Genomic DNA, 18108 nt, shown 5'->3' with positions numbered 1-18108 from the left:
AACGGGAAAATGTGAATGGGCGCAGTAGAAGATTTCGGCAAAGTTCCTGCCTTCAAGGTCGTGGAACCCGCACAGACAGCGCCTTTCGTCTTCAATTCCCCCCATAGCGGCAGCCACTATCCGGAACGCTTTCTATCGATGAGCCGACTCGACGCCACCGCGATCAGGCGTTCGGAAGATTGTTATGTGGATGAGTTGTTTGCGCCCGCCCCTTCGCTGGGCGCGCCGTTGCTGAGCGCCAATTTTCCCCGTGCCTATCTGGATGTGAACCGCGAGCCTTGGGAACTCGACCCGCGCATGTTCCGCGAGCCATTGCCCCCTTATGCCAATATCAGATCCCCGCGCGTTGCCGGAGGGCTCGGGACCGTGCCGCGGCTGGTGGGCGAGGGCATGGAGATCTACAAGAGCCGCATCGCGCTGGACGAGGCCATGTCGCGCATCGACGGCATCTATCGACCCTATCACGCTTGCCTTGCCGATCTTCTCGGGCGGACGCGCGGCCGCTTCGGCTATGCAATCCTGGTGGATTGCCATTCCATGCCCGCCAATATTCGAACCGGGGAGATGGGCCTGCGTCCGGATTTCATCATTGGAGACAGGTTTGGCGCATCAGCCAGCCCGGCATTGGTCGAGCGCGCCATCCGGATCCTGGCTTCAAAGGGCTACACCGTCGCGCACAACAAGCCCTATGCAGGGGGCTTCATCACCGAACATTACGGTCGTCCCGCCGAGCAGCTTCATGCCATGCAGATCGAGATCAATCGCGGGCTGTACATGAACGAGAAAGATCTGACGCGCACGGAAGGATTTGCCCGCCTGGCTGATGATCTGCGTTCATTCATGGTTGAGCTGATGGACATCCCCGCGCAGCACTTCATCGTGCCACCGCTTGCTGCCGAATAGCCGCTTCTGCTACTGCCCAAAAAAGACCGCATCGCCTTGGCGACACGGCCACAAGTCCAGGGAGGAAACGCCCTTGCTGCAGGGCAGGGTAGCATGTCATCTACCCTGAGAATCACTTTATGTGCAGACATGGCCGTGTCAATTGATGCGCCCGCTGCCGCGCTGTCATGCACAATTTATTAGCCAAATAGGGACCTTTTCGCGGTCCGGGGAGCCGAAATTGATCGTCGAACGGGAATTCATGCGCCGAATCGCCAAGGCCGCGGCAGAACAGACACTGCCCCGTTTTCGCTCTCACGGAGACGTTTCGAACAAGGTTGCGAGCGGTTTCGATCCGGTGACGGAGGCTGATCGCATGGCGGAGCGCGCCATCCGCACATTGATCGAAGAGCAATTTCCGGATGATGCCATTCTTGGCGAAGAGTTTGGCATCAAGGATGGGACCAGCGGTCGTGAATGGGTCATTGACCCGATCGACGGTACGCGCGCCTTCATCTCGGGAATACCGCTCTGGGGCACGCTTGTGGGGCTGAAGGTTAATGGCCGTGCGGTTGCCGGCATGATGGCGCAGCCTTTTACAGGCGAGCTTTTCATGGCGGACGGAAGTGCCGGTTACTATGAAGGGCCCGGCGGAGACCGGAAGCTTGCCACGCGCAAGACGTGCACACTTGGCGAGGCTACCATCTGCACCACGACGCCTGCTCTATTTCTGGACGGCAAGCGTGCGCTTTACGATGCGGTGGAAGCGGCTTCGCAGCTGGCGCGCTACGGGACGGATTGTTACGCCTATGCGATGCTGGCGAGCGGCAATGTCGATCTTGTCATCGAGTCGGGACTGCAAACCTATGACATCGTGGCTCTTATCCCCGTAATCGAGGCGGCAGGCGGAGTCATCACGAGCTGGGACGGCGGACGGGCTGATGAGGGCGGTGATGTGATTGCTGCTGCCACGCCGGAGCTTCATGCCGAAGCGTTGGCCCTGCTTTGCGGCTGAAGTCAGGCAATCTCGCCGGTTTTTGCAAAGGCTGCAAAGGCGGCAATGACCTGTTCGCGATAGAGATCAGTTTCCTGCAGCATTTCGTGACGGGCGCCATCGACGGTGATCGATGAGCCTGAACGCAGATGGCGGGCATAGCGCTCGACGGCCGGCGTGGAGACCACCTGATCCGCTCCTGCAGCAATGAAAAGTGTCGGGATGCGGACGGATGCCATGAAATCGGGCTCGCGCACCTGTTCTGTCGCCAGGCATGCGGCATAGATCCATGCCGCTGTCGGGCCGCCGAGACCGAGCTGAGGGTGCGCGCGCACGATGTTCTGATTGCGGGTGAAGCGCTCGACATCCGTGGTCAGCCGATTACCCTTGAAGGGCGGCAGGACGCCGCGGCGCTTCGTGCCGGGCAGATAGCGGCTGCCAAGGCCAAGTGCGAAATAGAAGCCTGCCAGCCTTTTCAGCCACTTCATCGACATGGGTGCGGAAAAGGTGAGTGGAGGGGCGAGCAGAACCATGCGCCTGACACGGTTCACGAGCTTGTCGGCGGCACTGAGCGCGATCAATGCTCCCATGGAATGGGCAAGCACGTTATAGGGCGGGCGGCAGTCCGGCAGCACGACCTCTTCGAAGAACTGATCGAGGTCCTGCGCATAGGCATCGAACCGCTCCACATGGCCGCGACGAGGGTCGCGCAGCAGCCGATCCGAGCCGCCCTGGCCGCGCCAGTCGAAAATTGCGGTGGTGAAGCCACGCGCGGCGAGGTCTCGCATCGTCTCGAAATATTTCTCGATGCTCTCGTTGCGCCCGGTCAGAAGCACGGCGGTGCCGCGTGAGCCCGGCGCCTTCAATATCGCATAGCGCAAGTGCACGCCGTCCCGCGCGGACAGATAGGCAGCGGTGATGCCTTCAGGCAGCGGGTTGTCAGGCGTCTGGAGAAGGATTTCAGCCATGGGTTCCGCCGCCTTGGGTGCTGGGCTCGTTTGACAGCGTGATAGCGTTACGCGGCAGAAATTCAAAGGGCGAGGCTGGAAAATATGGAGAATGCCGGGGGCAGGTGACCCGCCCCCGGCATCGCCACAGACTGTCGAAGGGACGTTAGACAGCCTGCGAACTCGGAGTATGGAGCAAACCTATCCGATTGCAGATGAACGCAGACAGAAGGCGTTGTTCAGGCTGTATTCATCGCTCCATAGGGGGGGAGGGGCATTGCGGATGTGGGATTTACAGCCTCTTGAACCGGTGAAAAAGCGTACCCAAATATCTCCTGCGGTTGCCAAAACGGGGCCGCTGGCCAACACCGGAACGCCCAATGTGGGTTCCTCTGAAAGGCCATACGCAAACTTGTTGCTCAACAGGAGGACAGACCATGCGTCATGTCGATTTTTCACCGCTCTACCGTTCAACCGTCGGCTTTGACCGGCTCTTCACGATGCTCGATTCCATCGGCCAGCCCGATACGCCGAGCTACCCGCCCTACAATATCGAGCGCACGGGTGAGGATGCCTATCGCATTTCGATGGCCGTCGCCGGTTTTTCCGAGGACGACATCTCGCTTGAAGCACATCGTAACGTGCTGACCATCAAGGGCGAGAAGCAGGAAGAAGACCGCGAGGAGAATGTCGAGCTGCTCTATCGCGGTATCGCATCGCGCAGCTTTGAGCGCCGCTTCCAGCTTGCCGATTTTGTCGAGGTTGCCGGCGCTACTTTGAAGGACGGCCTGCTTCATATCGAACTGAAGCGTAACATTCCCGATGAAATGAAGCCGCGCCGCATTCCGATCGCACGCGCGACCGGGAATGCAAACAAGCAGATCGAGGCGAAGACTGCTGCCTGATCAGGCGCGGAAGACCTCATATTCATGAAGATGGCGGTGCCGATGGGCGCCGCCATTTTTCATTCAGGTCACCGTTGCGGCATGGGGCGGTGTTTCAGGTGAAGAATGCCACCAGCGCCACAGTGCCCAGTCGAGAGACACAGCGCCCGCGCCCTTGAGTACGAGATAGCCGAGCAGGAAGGCCCAAAGGGTGCGCTGATCCCAGATGAGGCCGTCGGAAAAGCGGTCGAACCATGCGCCGGCGGTTTCGCCACCCACCTGGTGTACGGTGATGTCCACGAAAGACTGCACGATGATGAAGCCGATCATACCGAGTGCGGCTAGCCGCGTGAAAAGCCCGAGCACGATCAGGAGCGGCAGCAGGAATTCGGCATAGGTGCCGGCCCAGACAATAGGTGTCCAGGGGAAGAAGGAGACCTGCGAGACATCGAAACCGGCCGCTTCCACCGCGGGGAGCGCAATCTGGAAATAGGCTGCGTCCGAGATGTTGAAGAAGCCGAAGAAACCTTCGCCAACCTTGGTGCGTGCGGAGTTCAGGAAGTAGAGGTAGAGCACGGCGAGGAAGGCGAAGCGGGCGGCCAGGCCCGGAAGCCAGTTGTCAGCAAAGTGCTCCAGCGCACGGAAGCTCCTGTGATGGATGGAGACGAGCCGTTGAGCGATACTGTGCATGATGCTTCTCCTTTCACTGCGCTGGTGGCAGCATGGCGCCGCTTTCGATCATCAGCGCGATGGCTGAAGCCAGATCGAAGCCGGGGTCGCGCGCCTGTGCCGCGCCGATTGCTTCGGCGAAGGGCTTCCCTGCGGAAAGCTGTTCCATAAATGCCGCCTGGCCGGATGAGATTCCCGCCAGCTGAACGGTGAGCTGCGGTCGCGTGACAAGCACGGTTTGCGCATTGGCGGCATTGATGCGCCGTCGTTCAGCAATCTGCCCGCGATTGGCGTTGAAGATGTCGAGAATGGCATAGGGCGAGGCGACGATGTGCATGGTGGGGTGGGCCTTGAGCGTCAGCCCCGGCAGATCTTCCGGTTTGCACGACGCAAGCGTTTCACCATCAAGCGGATCGGCATCGGCTGCGTGATAGGCATCAAGCCAGGCTCTTTCGAGTCGTGCCAGATCGGACAGATAGGGCAGGTGGGACAGCGGCTCGAACCGGGCTAGGAAGGCACCCATCTCCCGTCCATACTCGAACAGAAGAGGTGATCGGGGCGGGTGGCGCTCCAGATACAACGCAGCGAGACGACGAAAATTGTCCTCCGCGATCACACGGGCGGTTGCGGGATAGATGTCGAGCAGGGCAGAGGCGATGCTGTAGGCAACATTGTTGCGGTAGACGTCAAAACGTTTCTCGGCTGCCTTGCCCCGCGGGCCGATGATGCGCCCGGGCTTCGGGGCGCCGCGGCCGCTCAAGGCTTGCGCCAGATCGCGGTCGTAACTGCGGGATTCAGACGAGATGGCCATTGGCTCTTTCCGCGCCGTTGCGCTTGCTCGCGGTCCTGCGCGCAGCGTGTGCCAGGATTTCTCCGGCAGCCATGGCTTCAGCCTTGAGGATAGGCCAATCGGGAATTTCGGCGTCCCACTCAACCAGCGTCGGCACCGGTCCGCATCGGCCTATGACATGGCCGTAGAGCGTCCAGACCGGATCGGCAACGGGGCGGTCATGGCTGTCAATGAGGAGGGGGGCGCCTTCATCGTCGGCCTGTTCGTCATGGCCTGCCAGATGTATCTCGCCAACTTGGTTCAGCGGGAATGCGTCGAGATAGTCCAGCGCGCTGTAGCCGTGATTGGTGGCCGAGACGAAGACATTGTTGATGTCGAGAAGAAGGCCGCAGCCGGTGCGGCGCACGACCTCTTTCAGAAAGTCCGTCTCCGACCAGCTCGACTCTTCAAAGAGGACATAGGTGGACGGGTTTTCCAGCAGGATCGGGCGGGCGATCGTGTTCTGCACCTCATCAATGTGGTCACAGACTCGTGCCAGGGTTTCGTCCGTATAGGGCAGAGGCAGAAGGTCGTTGAAGAAGACATCGTCATGGGTCGACCATGCCAAATGCTCCGACACCATTGCCGGCTCGTAGCGTTCCACGAGTGCCGCAAAACGCTTCAGATGATCCTTGTCCAGAGGCTGCAGGCCTCCGATCGACATGCACACACCATGGAGCGAGATCGGGATGATTTCGCGCAGCCGTGCAAGAAGGGCGTGGGGTGGTCCGCCTGCGCCCATGTAGTTTTCCGCGTGCACTTCGAGAAAGCCAATGGCAGAGTGGTCAGCGAGTATGGCATCGAAATGCTGCGGCTTGAAACTCGCGCCCGCATCGGCGCCGAGGGAAAAAGCCGGAAAGCGGCCGTTCCCGGTTGCCCTGTTTGGGTGGGTTCCGGTCATGATCGCGCTCCCCGGGGAAAAAATCAGGATGGGATGTCGCGGTCGAGCGGTTCCAGAGAACCCATGCGACCGTCGGGCAGTTCGATGTCGGCGCAGGTGCCGGCATCAACCATCTTCCAGGCATTGCCCTGATAATCGACCTTGGAAGTGCCGGCACAGGTGGTGCCGGGACCGGCTGCGCAGTCATTCTGGCCAGCCATGGATACGCCATAGCACTTTTCCTTGGACTGAGCCTGTGCGGTGGTGGCCGTGGCAAGCGTCGCGGCAGAAAGTGCTGCAGCAACCGAGCCGGCAATATAGGCAGCGCTGAGGGCGGTTTTTCCGGACATTGATATTCCTCCGTGAAGATCAGCCGGACCATTCCGGCCCCCAAAGACTGGCAGTCGGGGGCTTCACGGGGAAATCAATCGCATGCGAGTGCGGGTTCACCATCGCGTGATGATGAAGCGCCTTGTCGCTACTTCAGAAGGTCTGCCAGTGCGTCCACATCTTCTTCGCGGGTGGCGAAGGAAGTCACGAAGCGGTAGAGGCCCTCATTTTCGCCGCAAGACACATCGCGCGGCACAGGCCACGGATAGAAGCGCGCTCCTGCCTCCAACGCAGCATCAGCTTTCTGCTTCTCGATGATCAGGAAGATTTCGTTTGCCTGGGGTTGCCAGGCAAGGCGTGCAGTACCGGCGGATGTAAGGCTTTCGGCAAGGCGTCTGCCCATGGCGTTGGCATGGCGGGCCGTCTTCAGCCAAAGATCCTCTGCAAAATAGCCTGCGAACTGCGCGGCCACGAAACGGCTTTTGGAGAAGAGCTGTGCCGAGCGCTTGCGGATAAAGGGCATCTCTCGCGCCTTGTCCGGGTTCATCACTACGATAGCTTCGGCGCACCAGCATCCATTCTTCGTGCCGCCAAAGGAGAGAATGTCGACGCCGCGCTTCCAGGTCATTTCGGCCGGCGTGGCGTCCAGCGAAACAAGCGCATTGGCGAAGCGGGCGCCGTCCATGTGCAAGGGCAGGCCGTGCTTCTTGGCAATGCTGCTTATCGCGTCGATCTGCTTGAGGTCATAGACGGTTCCGATCTCGCTCGCCTGGGTGATGGAGACGGAGGCAGGTTGCCCCGCATGCACGAACTCGGCCGGATAATCGGCGATGACCGCCTCGAGTGCTGCCGGATCGATGCGGCCAAGTTCTCCGCTTACACCGCGCAGCCGACCGCCGCCCGATAGAAATTCCGGAGCGCCACCTTCATCAGCAATTACATGCGCTGCCTCATGGGCGAAGCACACACCGCCGGGCTTCATTGTCAAAGCCATTGAAAGCGAATTTGCCGCGGTGCCGGTCGAGACGAAGAAGACGGCGACCTGTCGCTCGAAAATATTGCAGAACTGGTCTTCGATTTCGCGATCGAGATCACTGGTGCCGTAGGCGCTGGCAAAGCCCTGCGAATGACGTGCGAGAGCCTCATTGATGGAGGGATGTGCGCCTGCCCAGTTGTCGGATGCAAAATTCATGAATCATGTCCTTTGATATGCGGGCAGAGACTGCTGTCTCGGCCTGTTTCTAGGCAAGCCCGTGCGGTGCTGCACTGTGGAAAATTGCGCTCGAAAGCCAAAACTTGCGGGATTATGGCTGTTTGAGAAATTTTGTTTCAGGGAAGGCGCGGATTTTTTGCTGTTTCGTCTTGTGCGGCTCTCGCTTTTCTGGCAATTGAATAAATAGGACAGCACTCCTGTCTTATTTAGTCGCGTCATCGTCGGTCAAACTGCGCTATAATCGAGCGCGCTGACGGCGGCGAAACGACAAAGCGGAACGCCCCGGAAACAGGTCAGCGTGACGCCACTAGAAGAAGCGGATCCCTGGGAGAGGGAGAACGCTCTTCCGGCTTTTCGAAAGATATGCCGAACCTTTCATAACGGGACGCGCCGCTTAGACGAGTGCCCCGCCTGCAACTGACCGGCACCTTCGCCTCTCCCAAGGTGCATATTGGAGGATGTATCGATGACGCAACTGACGCCATCTGCGACGAGCGGACACCTGTCTGACGTGCAGGCCAGGACGCGCGCCGAAAAACGTGCCTCCACAATTCTTTCCGGCCTGCCTGCTCGCCAGGGGCTTTATGATCCGCTGAACGAGCACGACGCCTGCGGTGTCGGCTTTGTGGCGCATATGAAGGGCCAGAAGTCCCATTCCATCATCAGCGATGGCCTGGCCATGCTCGAGAACCTCACCCATCGCGGTGCGGTTGGCGCCGACCCGCTGGTGGGTGACGGCGCAGGCATGCTTGTCCAGATCCCCGATCGTCTCTTCCGTGAAGAGATGGCGGCCAAGGGTGTGGAACTGCCCGAAGCCGGCCAGTATGGCGTCGGCTATCTCTTCATGCCCCAAGATGAAGAGCTGCAGAAGCATATCGAGAACGTCATTGCGGACGTCGTGCGTGCGGAAGGTCAGGAGCTTCTTGGCTTCCGTGACGTGCCGGTCGACAATTCGGGTCTGTCAAAGGCACCGGACATTGTTGCATCCGAGCCGGTCCACCGCCAGGTCTTCATCGGTCGCGGCACGAGTGTTGGCGATGCCGAGGACTTCGAGCGCCGCCTCTATATCGTGCGCAAGGTCATCTCCGGCCGCATCCATGAAGAGACCGGCGGTCGTGACAATGGCTTCTATATCGTCTCCATGTCGGCGCGCACCATCGTCTACAAGGGCATGTTCCTCGCCTATCAGCTTGGAGCCTATTACAGCGACCTGAAGGACGAGCGTTTCGAATCCGCGCTGGCGCTGGTGCATCAGCGCTTCTCCACCAATACCTTCCCCTCCTGGAAGCTGTCGCATCCTTACCGCATGGTCGCCCATAACGGCGAGATCAACACGGTGCGCGGCAACGTCAACTGGATGGCAGCACGTCAGGCATCGGTCGATTCAGAGCTCTTCGGCAACGACATCTCCAAGCTTTGGCCGATTTCCTATGAAGGCCAGTCCGACACGGCCTGCTTCGACAATGCTCTCGAATTCCTCTACCAGGGCGGCTATTCGATGGTTCACGCCATGATGATGCTGATCCCGGAAGCATGGGCCGGCAACAAGCTGATGGGCGATGAACGCAAGGCGTTCTACGAATATCACGCAGCTCTCATGGAGCCGTGGGATGGTCCTGCCGCCGTCGCATTTACCGATGGCCGCCAGATTGGCGCAACGCTCGATCGAAACGGCCTTCGCCCCGCACGCTACCTTGTTACCGATGATGATCGCGTGATCCTGGCCTCCGAAGCCGGTGCGCTCGTGGTACCGGAGGAAAAGGTCGTGAAGAAGTGGCGCCTGCAGCCGGGCCGCATGCTTCTCATCGATCTCGAGGAAGGTCGCATCGTACCCGATGAGGAGGTGAAGGCGCAGGTCGCTGCCAAGCACCCGTTCAAGGAATGGCTGAAGAACGCCCAGCTTATTCTGGAAGAGCTGAAGCCGGTGGAGCCGCGTGCGCTGCGCAAGGACGTGTCGATGCTCGACCGTCAGCAGGCTTTCGGCTACAGCCAGGAAGACACGCGCATGCTCATGCCGCCCATGGCCACGACCGGCCAGGAAGGCATCGGCTCCATGGGTACCGACACGCCGATCTCGGCCATGTCGGACAAGCCCAAGCTGCTCTACACCTATTTCAAGCAGAACTTCGCGCAGGTGACGAACCCGCCGATTGATCCGATCCGCGAAGAGCTGGTGATGAGCCTTGTCTCCTTCATCGGTCCGCGTCCGAACATCTTTGATCTGGTGGGCAATTCGCGTCGCAAGCGGCTTGAAGTGCGCCAGCCGATCCTGACCAATGGCGATCTGGAGAAGATCCGCTCCATCGGCCACACCGAAGACCGCTTCGACACCAAGACGCTTGACGTGACCTATTCCGTGCTTGAAGGCGCGGAAGGCATGAAGGGAGCGCTTGATCGCCTGTGCGACCGTGCCGAGGCCGCCGTTGCCGGTGGTTACAACATCATCATCCTTTCGGACCGTCAGCTTGGTCCCGATCGCATCGCCATCCCGATGCTGCTGGCTACCGCTGCCGTGCATCATCACCTGATCCGCAAGGGGCTGCGCACGGCTGTCGGCCTGGTGGTCGAATCCGGCGAGCCGCGCGAAGTGCACCACTTCGCCTGCCTTGCAGGTTATGGTGCCGAGGCGATCAACCCGTATCTTGCCTTTGACACGCTGCTTGACCTCCATACCAAGGGCGAATTCCCTCCGGAGGTAGATGCCAACGAGGTTGTGCATCGCTATATCAAGTCAATCGGCAAGGGCATCCTGAAGGTCATGTCCAAGATGGGCATCTCGACCTACCAGTCCTATTGTGGGGCGCAGATCTTCGATGCGGTCGGGCTCAAGACCGACTTCGTGGCGCAGTATTTCACCGGTACGGCTACCACCATCGAGGGCATCGGCCTTGAGGAAGTTGCCCGCGAGACTGTGGAGCGTCACAGCCGCGCATTCAGCCATGATCCGGTCCTGCGCAATGCGCTGGAAGTGGGCGGTGAATATGCCTATCGCATGCGTGGCGAAGACCACGCCTGGTCGCCGGATGCGGTTGCAACGCTGCAGCATGCGGTGCGCAAGAAGTCCTGGACGAACTACCGGGAGTTCGCCGACCTGATCAACGGCGAAAGCGCCCGCGCACAGACCATTCGCGGCCTGTTCGGCATCAAGAAGGCGGAGGACATCGGGCGCAAGCCGGTGCCGCTGGAAGAGGTGGAGCCTGCGGAAGAGCTGGTGAAGCGTTTCTCCACCGGCGCAATGTCCTTCGGTTCGATCAGCCGCGAAGCGCATACGACGCTTGCACGCGCCATGAACCAGATTGGCGGCAAATCCAATACGGGTGAGGGTGGCGAGGAGCCGGACCGGTTCTACCCGCTGCCGGATGGTTCGAAGAATCCGGAGCGTTCGGCGATCAAGCAGGTCGCCTCGGGTCGCTTCGGTGTCACCACCGAGTATCTTGTGAATTCCGATATGATGCAGATCAAGGTCGCGCAGGGCGCCAAGCCGGGCGAGGGCGGTCAGCTTCCCGGGCACAAGGTGGATGCGACCATTGCAAAAGTCCGTCACTCCACGCCGGGCGTTGGCCTCATCTCCCCGCCGCCGCACCATGACATCTACTCGATCGAGGATCTGGCGCAGCTGATCTACGATCTGAAGAACGTCAATCCGGCCGCCGATGTATCGGTCAAGCTCGTTTCCGAGGTTGGCGTTGGCACGGTTGCGGCAGGTGTCGCGAAGGCGCGCGCCGACCACATCACCATCGCTGGCTATGATGGTGGTACGGGTGCGTCGCCGCTCACTTCCATCAAGCATGCGGGCAGCCCGTGGGAGATGGGTCTTGCAGAGACGCATCAGACGCTGGTTCTCAACGGCCTGCGCTCACGCGTTGCGCTGCAGGTTGACGGCGGTCTGAAGACCGGTCGCGACGTGATTGTCGGTGCGCTTCTGGGTGCCGACGAATTCGGCTTCTCGACCGCGCCACTGATCGCGGCCGGCTGCATCATGATGCGCAAGTGTCACCTGAACACCTGCCCGGTTGGTATTGCCACGCAGGATCCCGTTCTGCGCAAGCGCTTCAAGGGTACGCCCGAGCATGTGATCAACTACTTCTTCTATGTTGCCGAGGAAGTGCGCGAGATCATGGCCGCCATGGGCGTGCGCAAGCTTGACGAGCTGATCGGCCAGTCGCAGCTTCTCGAAAAGCGCGCGGTGGTGGATCACTGGAAGGCCAAGGGGCTTGATTTCTCCCGCGTCTTCTTCAAGCCGGAAGCTCCAGAAGACGAGATCCGCTGGACGAAGCGCCAGAAGCATCCGATCGACGATGTGCTTGATCGCAAGCTGATCGCTGCTGCAATGCCTGCTCTTGAGAACAAGGAGCCGGTGCAGCTCGACTTCCCGATCTGCAACATCGACCGCTCGGCCGGCGCAATGCTGTCGGGCGAAGTTGCCAAGCGCTTCGGGCACAGAGGTCTGAAAGACGACACTATCAGCGTTCGCCTCACCGGTACCGCGGGTCAGTCATTTGGTGCCTTCCTGGCGCGTGGCGTTTCCTTCGAGCTGATTGGCGACGGCAATGACTATGTCGGCAAGGGTCTGTCCGGTGGCCGTATCGTCATCCGTCCGGATGAGCGTGCACAGATCGTGCCGGAGAACTCGATCATCGTCGGCAACACCGTCCTCTACGGAGCCGTGGAAGGCGAATGCTACTTCCGCGGCGTGGCGGGCGAGCGTTTTGCGGTTCGCAATTCCGGTGCCGTTGCGGTTGTTGAAGGCGTCGGCGACCATGGTTGCGAATACATGACCGGTGGTGTCGTTGTCGTTCTCGGCCAAACGGGTCGCAACTTCGCTGCAGGCATGTCCGGTGGCGTGGCCTATGTGCTGGACGAGGAAGGCGACTTCTCAGAGCGCTGCAACATGGCCATGGTTGAGCTGGAACCGGTTCCGGAAGAGGACGACATCCTCGAGAAACTTCATCATCACGGTGGCGACATCGCACACAAGGGCCGCGTCGACGTTTCCGGTGACATGACCCGCCACGATGAAGAGCGCCTCGCCAAACTGATCGCCAACCATCTCCACTATACCGGCTCCACGCGCGCCAAGCAGATCCTGGACAATTGGGCAGACTACCGCCCGAAATTCCGCAAGGTGATGCCGGTCGAGTACCGCCGGGCTCTGGAAGAAATGGAACGCATGCGCATGGGAATGGCGGCCGAATAGCCGCCAACTCCCTCTTCAACCACCAAGGGCCGGCGCGATGTGACGCGACGCCCTCTCAAGGAGCGCGAGCTCCCGGCAGAAGGACAAACTGATGGGCAAGGTTACAGGTTTTCTCGAGATCGATCGGCAGGTGCACAAGTATCAGCCGGCTTCCGACCGCATTCGGCATTTCAAGGAGTTCACGCTCCCAATGTCGGACAAGGAGGTCGAAAAGCAGGCTGCGCGCTGCATGGACTGCGGCATTCCCTATTGCCACGGCCCCACTGGCTGCCCGGTGCACAACCAGATCCCCGATTGGAACGATCTGGTCTATCAGGGGGACTGGGAAACGGCGATCCGCAACCTGCACTCGACCAACAACTTCCCCGAATGGACGGGGCGCGTCTGCCCCGCACCCTGCGAGGAAGCATGCACGCTCAATCTTGAAGACGTGCCGGTCTCCATCAAGACCATCGAGCAGGCCATAGCGGACAAGGCCTATGAGCTTGGCTTCATCCGGCCTCAGCCGGCAGAACAGAAGACCGGCAAGAAGGTCGCGATCATCGGTTCCGGTCCCTCGGGCATGGCTGCAGCCCAGCAGCTTGGCCGTGCTGGTCATGACGTTCATGTCTATGAGCGCGAGAGCAAGCCGGGTGGCCTGATGCGCTACGGCATTCCCGATTTCAAGATGGAGAAGCACTTCATCGACCGCCGTATCGAGCAGATGCAGGGTGAAGGGGTTACCTTCCATTGCGGCGTCAATATCGGCGTCGACAAGAAGGTGGACGAACTTCTGGCAGAATACGACGCCGTTCTGTACTGCGGTGGTTCGGAAAAGCCACGGCCTGCGGGCATTCCAGGCGTCGAACTTCACGGCGTGCATGATGCGATGCCCTATCTCGTGCAGCAGAACAAGCGCGTGGGCGGCGAAGACATCCAGTCTGTCGCCTGGGCCGAGGAGCCCATCCTGGCTGGCGGAAAGCATGTTGTGGTCGTCGGCGGTGGTGACACGGCTTCCGACTGCGTGGGCACCGCATTCCGTCAGGGGGCGGTCCGCGTAACCCAGCTCGACATCCGCCCGAAGCCGCCCGAGAAGGAAGACAAGCTGACGGTCTGGCCCTATTGGGCAACCAAGATGCGTACCTCCTCCAGCCAGGCGGAAGGTGCAGATCGTGCATTCCAGGTAGCAACGCTCGAATTTGTCGGCGACGAGGACGGCAATCTGACCGGCGTGAAGTGCTGCGAGGTTGACGAGAAGCGCAAGCCCATCGCGGGTACCGAGTTCATTATCAAGGCCGACCTCGCCTTCATCGCCATCGGCTTTGCAGGACCGCGCGAAGACAGCGTCTTGAAGGATCTCGGCGAGCGGCTCGATACCACTACAGATCGCCGCAACTCCACCAATGTCGTCGCAAATGACCGCGACTATCGCACCAATGTCGACAAGCTGTTCGTGGCTGGCGACGTGCGCCGCGGCCAGTCGCTGGTTGTCTGGGCCATTCGAGAAGGCCGACAGGCGGCACGCGCCATTGACGAGGCACTGATGGGAGAGACGGTGCTTCCGCGCTGATCAATCTCACAAGAGATAATCCAATCAGCGGCCGGCGCGGTGATCATTCACCGTTGCCGGCCGTTTTGCTTCCGCGCGTGGTCCAGTCGCTGGCCTGAGAGAGGCTTGCTTCCTCGCCGTCCGTCTCTGCGTCCTTCCCGCTCTCATCATCACGCGGTGTGGAGAGGAACTGGTCCGCACGTCCAGGTGTGGCAGGGCGATTAAGAGCGGGACGTTTCACCTCAGCTTCATCCGCAGATGGCGTCTCGGCACCGAGCATCATCGGGCTGTAGCGAATGCCCGTCTGGTCGGCTCCGTCCACGCGATCGGTGGGGCCGTAGAGTTCTGGCGAGGCGAGGCTCATGGGTGCGGTACGGTTGGTTTCTTCCGGCTCGGCCTGAGGCGTGCTCAAGGCTGCCGCTGCTGGCAGATCCGTTATGTCCTCGGCCTCAATATCCGGATCCACTGCATTGCCCAGAACCTTGTCCAGCGGCTTTTCGACATAGAAGGCGACTTTCCTGCGTCCAGCACGGGTCAGGTTGATGCCGTCGCTGCCGCGCAGACGTACCGGTTGGCCGTTGATGTCGGGGCCTGTGAAGATGAAGGAGCCATTCTCGTCGACAAAGCCTTCCCAAATATCGACAAACACGCCGCCGACACCTTCGACGGCTTCTTTCTGGATGTCGTTGAAGGCGAGCATGTCGGAGGACATGGAGGAGGATTTGTAGGGTGGCAGCCCGGTCCAGATGAGCGGAATGTTCTCCTCTGCGATGGCTGCAGCGAAATCCTTCACGCGCTGGCGGTATTCCTGCGTCCAGGGTTCGCTGCGCGGTGATGCCGCGCGACCATCGACATTGATGTCTTGGCGGTCATTGGAGCCGATCATGGCCACGACCACGGAAGGTTTGACTTCTTCGAGGATCGCCTCGATCTCGCCGTTCCAGTCATAGTAATCGTCGCGAACGAAGCCGGAGGACCCATTGCTTCTGTCAACGATGCGCACGCCTGGCGCGTCGGCATAAGCTGCTTCCAGCCCGTCTGCCAGACCACCTGCCATGAAATCGCCCACCACGAGAACGACGCGAGCATTCTCCAACTTGTCGGTCTGTTTCGTGGCTGCTGCGGCAGGTGCCTGACGCGGTGCGGATTGCTGGCGTGAGCGTGTCTGTCGGCGCGGTTGCTGGCGCTTGGCGCGCGGGGCCGCGCGCTGTCGTTTCGGCTTGGCGCGTTGGATCGTGCGTTTGGGTGGAGCAGCTTCGCGTGGTTTCGGGCCGCCGAAGAGGCGGTCGAACAGATTTTGCCTGCGAATAAGTTCCTGCGACTGCGCGGCCTCGACGGTGACGCCGAGGCCGGTGATTGCCAGAAGGAGGCAGAGCGCCGCTGCAGTCAGGCGTTGGAGAACGCTGTCAAACCAGTTTCTCTTGGCCAAGCGGCGCTCCCTTCAGTTCATCGGCCTCGCAGCCGCTGGAGCACTTCCTTGCTGGGGTGCCCGTCTTGCGTCAAGCCCATGCGGGCCTGGAACTGCCGGATGGCTTCACGCGAGCCACCGCCGATCTTACCATCAATTTCTCCGTCATAATAACCTAGTGCGCCCAGACGCTGTTGCAATTCCTGGGTCTCGGAGAAGGACAGGCGCTGGAACGGGCGGTTCCAGTCATTGACCAGGCCGCCGACACCCTGGATGGCGTCGGCAAGAAGACCGACGGCAAGGGCATATTTGTCCGAGTTGTTGTAGCGCTTGATCACGAAGAAGTTCTTGGTCATCAGGAAGGATGGGCCCTCGCGGCCATCAGGCACCTTCAGCTCTGCATTGCGCGAGGCGTCCGGATAGGCCTTCCCATTGGCGCGCACGACACCGATCTCGCCCCAGCGTTTGAGCGACATGGAACCTGCGGGGAACTTCCGGCCACGTGGCAGTAGCACTTCGTATCCCCAGGTCTCGCCGGTGCGCCAGCCATTCTTGCGCAGGAGATTTGCAGCGGTCGCCAATGCATCGGGAACCGAATTCCAGATATCGCGACGACCGTCGCCATCCATGTCCACGCCATAAGCCTGGTAGCTGGTGGGGATGAACTGGGTATGGCCCATAGCGCCAGCCCATGAACTGGTAAGCTGGTCGGGGCGAACATCGCCGTTTTGAAGGATTTTTAGTGCTGCCAGCAACTGCGTGCGGGCGAATTTCGCGCGCCGCTTGTCGGCATAGGCAAGCGTTGCCAGAGCCTGAGGCAAGTTCTTCATCACATTGTCGCGCTTCAGTGCGGCACCGTAATTGGATTCGATCGACCAGATTGCGAGCAGGATGTAGCGGCTCACGCCGAATTGCTGCTCAATGCGGTCAAGCCAGGGTTTGAGCTCACGCGCCTTCTGGCGGCCTTCCGCAATGGCAGCTTCCTGCACGCGATTGTCGAAATATTCCCATGCCTCAGCGCGGAACTCCGGTTGATAGCGTGCTTTTTCGAGCACTGTCGGATCGGGCGCAGTGACACCACGAAACGCCTGGTCATAGACCGCGCCGGATATGCCTTGGGACGTCGCGACGGATCGGAAATCACGTATCCATCGCTGAAAACCGGCATCTGCAAAGGCCGGCGCTGAAAAAGATGTCGCTAAAATCAATACAAAAAACAGCTTCACAGCGACAAAGCCACGGGCGGCTCTGCTTGCAGTCATTGGAACCTCCATCGGAAACCTCGTTGCAGTATGGCCGATTGCGGTTAGTAAAGAGTTTACCCTATGATTAAGGCGAAACGTATATCAGCTTCATCTTCTACTTCTGATTAGGGAACCCCTGTAGAAGATGCGCGTTTTCGGGCTTTGCCCGCTCATTTCTCGTTAGAGGGACTTCCTATGAAGAAAATCCGTACCGCCGTATTTCCTGTTGCCGGTCTTGGCACCCGCTTCCTACCTGCGACCAAGGCCCTGCCAAAAGAAATGCTGACGGTCGTGGATCGCCCGGTCATCCAGTATGTCGTGGATGAGGCCCGCGAAGCGGGTATCGAACACTTTATCTTCGTGACGGGCCGCAACAAATCGGCAATCGAAGATCACTTCGACCATCAGTTCGAGCTGTATGAGACGCTCGAGCGCCGTGGCAAAACGGAATTGCTCGAGAAGCTAAAGGCCATGCAGCCTGAGCCAGGCCAGGTCAGCTATACGCGCCAGCAGGTGCCGATGGGGCTGGGGCATGCGGTGTGGTGCGCGCGCGAACTTGTCGGTAACGAACCCTTCGCGCTTCTTCTGCCTGACATGATCATGCAGTCGGAAAAAGGCTGCCTGAAGCAGATGGTCGAACTCTACGAGAAGACAGGCGGCAATGTGCTTGCGGTGGAAGAGTGCGATCCGTCGGAGACGCACAAATACGGCATTGTCGGCCGCGGTGAGGATGCCCATACCGGTTTCGAGATCACCTCGATGGTCGAAAAGCCGAAGCCGGAAGATGCACCTTCGCCCTTCTACATCACTGGCCGCTACATCCTGCAGCCGGAGATCTTCCACTTCCTGGAAAATCAGGAGACGGGTGCTGGCGGCGAAATCCAGATTACGGACGCCATGCGTGCACTTCTCAAGCAGCAGCGCTTCCACGGGCACATCTATAAGGGGCGCACCTTCGACTGTGGTCAGCCTGAAGGCTTCGTGGAAGCCAATCTGGCCTTTGCCTTGCAGCGTGAGGATCTGGCGCCGTTTGTTGCCGAATTCGCGCGCAACATCATTCGCGAGGAAGCCGACCTTTCAAGCAAGGTTGCCTGACTTGCCGA

Annotated in this window: 14 protein-coding genes; 6 read left to right on the top strand and 8 right to left on the bottom strand. The window is 60.1% G+C overall.

Annotated features, from left to right (window positions below):
• The first annotated feature begins 15 nt into the window (after positions 1–15).
• The gene (locus WA367_RS14765) at positions 16–903 is read left to right on the top strand and encodes an N-formylglutamate amidohydrolase (RefSeq protein WP_336057541.1); all 888 of its coding nucleotides are present in this window, start codon (positions 16–18) and stop codon (positions 901–903) included.
• A 220-nt stretch (positions 904–1123) separates the two neighbouring features.
• Positions 1124–1897: a histidinol-phosphatase gene (gene hisN / locus WA367_RS14760; RefSeq protein WP_336057540.1), complete on the top strand. Its 774-nt coding sequence runs from the start codon at positions 1124–1126 to the stop codon at positions 1895–1897.
• Between the two features lie 2 nt (positions 1898–1899).
• Here hisN and WA367_RS14755 read toward each other — a convergent pair whose 3' ends face one another.
• A complete protein-coding gene (locus WA367_RS14755; protein ID WP_336057539.1) occupies positions 1900–2844 on the bottom strand; it encodes an alpha/beta hydrolase in 945 nt (314 codons plus the stop codon).
• Between the two features lie 416 nt (positions 2845–3260).
• On the opposite strand from WA367_RS14755, the gene WA367_RS14750 reads away from it, so the two are divergent.
• A complete protein-coding gene (locus WA367_RS14750; RefSeq protein WP_336057538.1) occupies positions 3261–3728 on the top strand; it encodes an Hsp20 family protein in 468 nt (155 codons plus the stop codon).
• 63 nt (positions 3729–3791) lie between these two features.
• Here WA367_RS14750 and WA367_RS14745 read toward each other — a convergent pair whose 3' ends face one another.
• The 5 genes from WA367_RS14745 to WA367_RS14725 all read right to left on the bottom strand — a co-directional run bounded on the left by WA367_RS14745 (position 3792) and on the right by WA367_RS14725 (position 7607).
• On the bottom strand, positions 3792–4397 hold the full coding sequence (locus WA367_RS14745) for a DoxX family membrane protein (protein ID WP_336057537.1): 606 nt from the start codon (positions 4395–4397) through the stop codon (positions 3792–3794).
• Between the two features lie 13 nt (positions 4398–4410).
• Positions 4411–5187 (bottom strand): HvfC/BufC family peptide modification chaperone, encoded by a 777-nt coding sequence (locus WA367_RS14740; protein WP_336057536.1) that lies wholly within the window; start codon positions 5185–5187, stop codon positions 4411–4413.
• Complete coding sequence (gene bufB, locus WA367_RS14735) at positions 5171–6106, bottom strand: MNIO family bufferin maturase (protein WP_336057535.1); 936 nt, start codon at positions 6104–6106, stop codon at positions 5171–5173. Before bufB ends, WA367_RS14740 begins: the two co-directional genes overlap by 17 nt.
• Positions 6107–6129: 23 nt before the next feature.
• Positions 6130–6435, bottom strand: a complete 306-nt coding sequence (locus tag WA367_RS14730; RefSeq protein ID WP_336057534.1) for a BufA1 family periplasmic bufferin-type metallophore — start codon at positions 6433–6435, stop codon at positions 6130–6132.
• A gap of 128 nt (positions 6436–6563) precedes the next feature.
• Entirely contained in the window at positions 6564–7607 is a 1044-nt protein-coding gene (locus tag WA367_RS14725) for a threonine aldolase family protein (protein ID WP_336057533.1), read from the bottom strand.
• A gap of 487 nt (positions 7608–8094) precedes the next feature.
• Between WA367_RS14725 and gltB the strand changes: the two genes are divergently transcribed.
• Positions 8095–12825 (top strand): glutamate synthase large subunit, encoded by a 4731-nt coding sequence (gene gltB / locus WA367_RS14720; protein ID WP_336057532.1) that lies wholly within the window; start codon positions 8095–8097, stop codon positions 12823–12825.
• Between the two features lie 91 nt (positions 12826–12916).
• Complete coding sequence (locus WA367_RS14715; RefSeq protein ID WP_336057531.1) at positions 12917–14374, top strand: glutamate synthase subunit beta; 1458 nt, start codon at positions 12917–12919, stop codon at positions 14372–14374.
• Between the two features lie 43 nt (positions 14375–14417).
• Here WA367_RS14715 and WA367_RS14710 read toward each other — a convergent pair whose 3' ends face one another.
• The gene (locus WA367_RS14710; protein WP_336057530.1) at positions 14418–15782 is read right to left on the bottom strand and encodes an SGNH/GDSL hydrolase family protein; all 1365 of its coding nucleotides are present in this window, start codon (positions 15780–15782) and stop codon (positions 14418–14420) included.
• A 17-nt stretch (positions 15783–15799) separates the two neighbouring features.
• A complete protein-coding gene (locus WA367_RS14705) occupies positions 15800–17023 on the bottom strand; it encodes a lytic murein transglycosylase (RefSeq protein WP_336057529.1) in 1224 nt (407 codons plus the stop codon).
• Between the two features lie 177 nt (positions 17024–17200).
• Here WA367_RS14705 and galU point away from each other — a divergent pair, with 177 nt between their 5' ends.
• Positions 17201–18100, top strand: coding sequence for a UTP--glucose-1-phosphate uridylyltransferase GalU (gene galU / locus WA367_RS14700; RefSeq protein ID WP_336057528.1), 900 nt, complete (start codon positions 17201–17203; stop codon positions 18098–18100).
• Positions 18101–18108 lie beyond the last annotated feature (8 nt).

Origin of the sequence: Nitratireductor sp. CH_MIT9313-5 (assembly GCF_037029545.1) — a bacterium.
In the GTDB taxonomy this organism is placed as follows: Bacteria; Pseudomonadota; Alphaproteobacteria; order Rhizobiales; family Rhizobiaceae; genus Chelativorans.
Note: the sequence above shows the minus strand (reverse complement) of the source record. Positions and strands in the feature narration are given on the sequence as shown.

Coding starts and splice junctions, on each gene's coding strand:
- WA367_RS14765 (WP_336057541.1), top strand. CDS start 16: ATGGGCGCAGTAGAAGATTTCGGCAAAGTTCCTGCCTTCAAGGTCGTG.
- WA367_RS14745 (WP_336057537.1), bottom strand. CDS start 4,397: ATGCACAGTATCGCTCAACGGCTCGTCTCCATCCATCACAGGAGCTTC.
- gltB (WP_336057532.1), top strand. CDS start 8,095: ATGACGCAACTGACGCCATCTGCGACGAGCGGACACCTGTCTGACGTG.
- galU (WP_336057528.1), top strand. CDS start 17,201: ATGAAGAAAATCCGTACCGCCGTATTTCCTGTTGCCGGTCTTGGCACC.
- WA367_RS14730 (WP_336057534.1), bottom strand. CDS start 6,435: ATGTCCGGAAAAACCGCCCTCAGCGCTGCCTATATTGCCGGCTCGGTT.
- WA367_RS14750 (WP_336057538.1), top strand. CDS start 3,261: ATGCGTCATGTCGATTTTTCACCGCTCTACCGTTCAACCGTCGGCTTT.
- WA367_RS14740 (WP_336057536.1), bottom strand. CDS start 5,187: ATGGCCATCTCGTCTGAATCCCGCAGTTACGACCGCGATCTGGCGCAA.
- bufB (WP_336057535.1), bottom strand. CDS start 6,106: ATGACCGGAACCCACCCAAACAGGGCAACCGGGAACGGCCGCTTTCCG.
- WA367_RS14725 (WP_336057533.1), bottom strand. CDS start 7,607: ATGAATTTTGCATCCGACAACTGGGCAGGCGCACATCCCTCCATCAAT.
- WA367_RS14705 (WP_336057529.1), bottom strand. CDS start 17,023: ATGACTGCAAGCAGAGCCGCCCGTGGCTTTGTCGCTGTGAAGCTGTTT.
- WA367_RS14755 (WP_336057539.1), bottom strand. CDS start 2,844: ATGGCTGAAATCCTTCTCCAGACGCCTGACAACCCGCTGCCTGAAGGC.
- WA367_RS14715 (WP_336057531.1), top strand. CDS start 12,917: ATGGGCAAGGTTACAGGTTTTCTCGAGATCGATCGGCAGGTGCACAAG.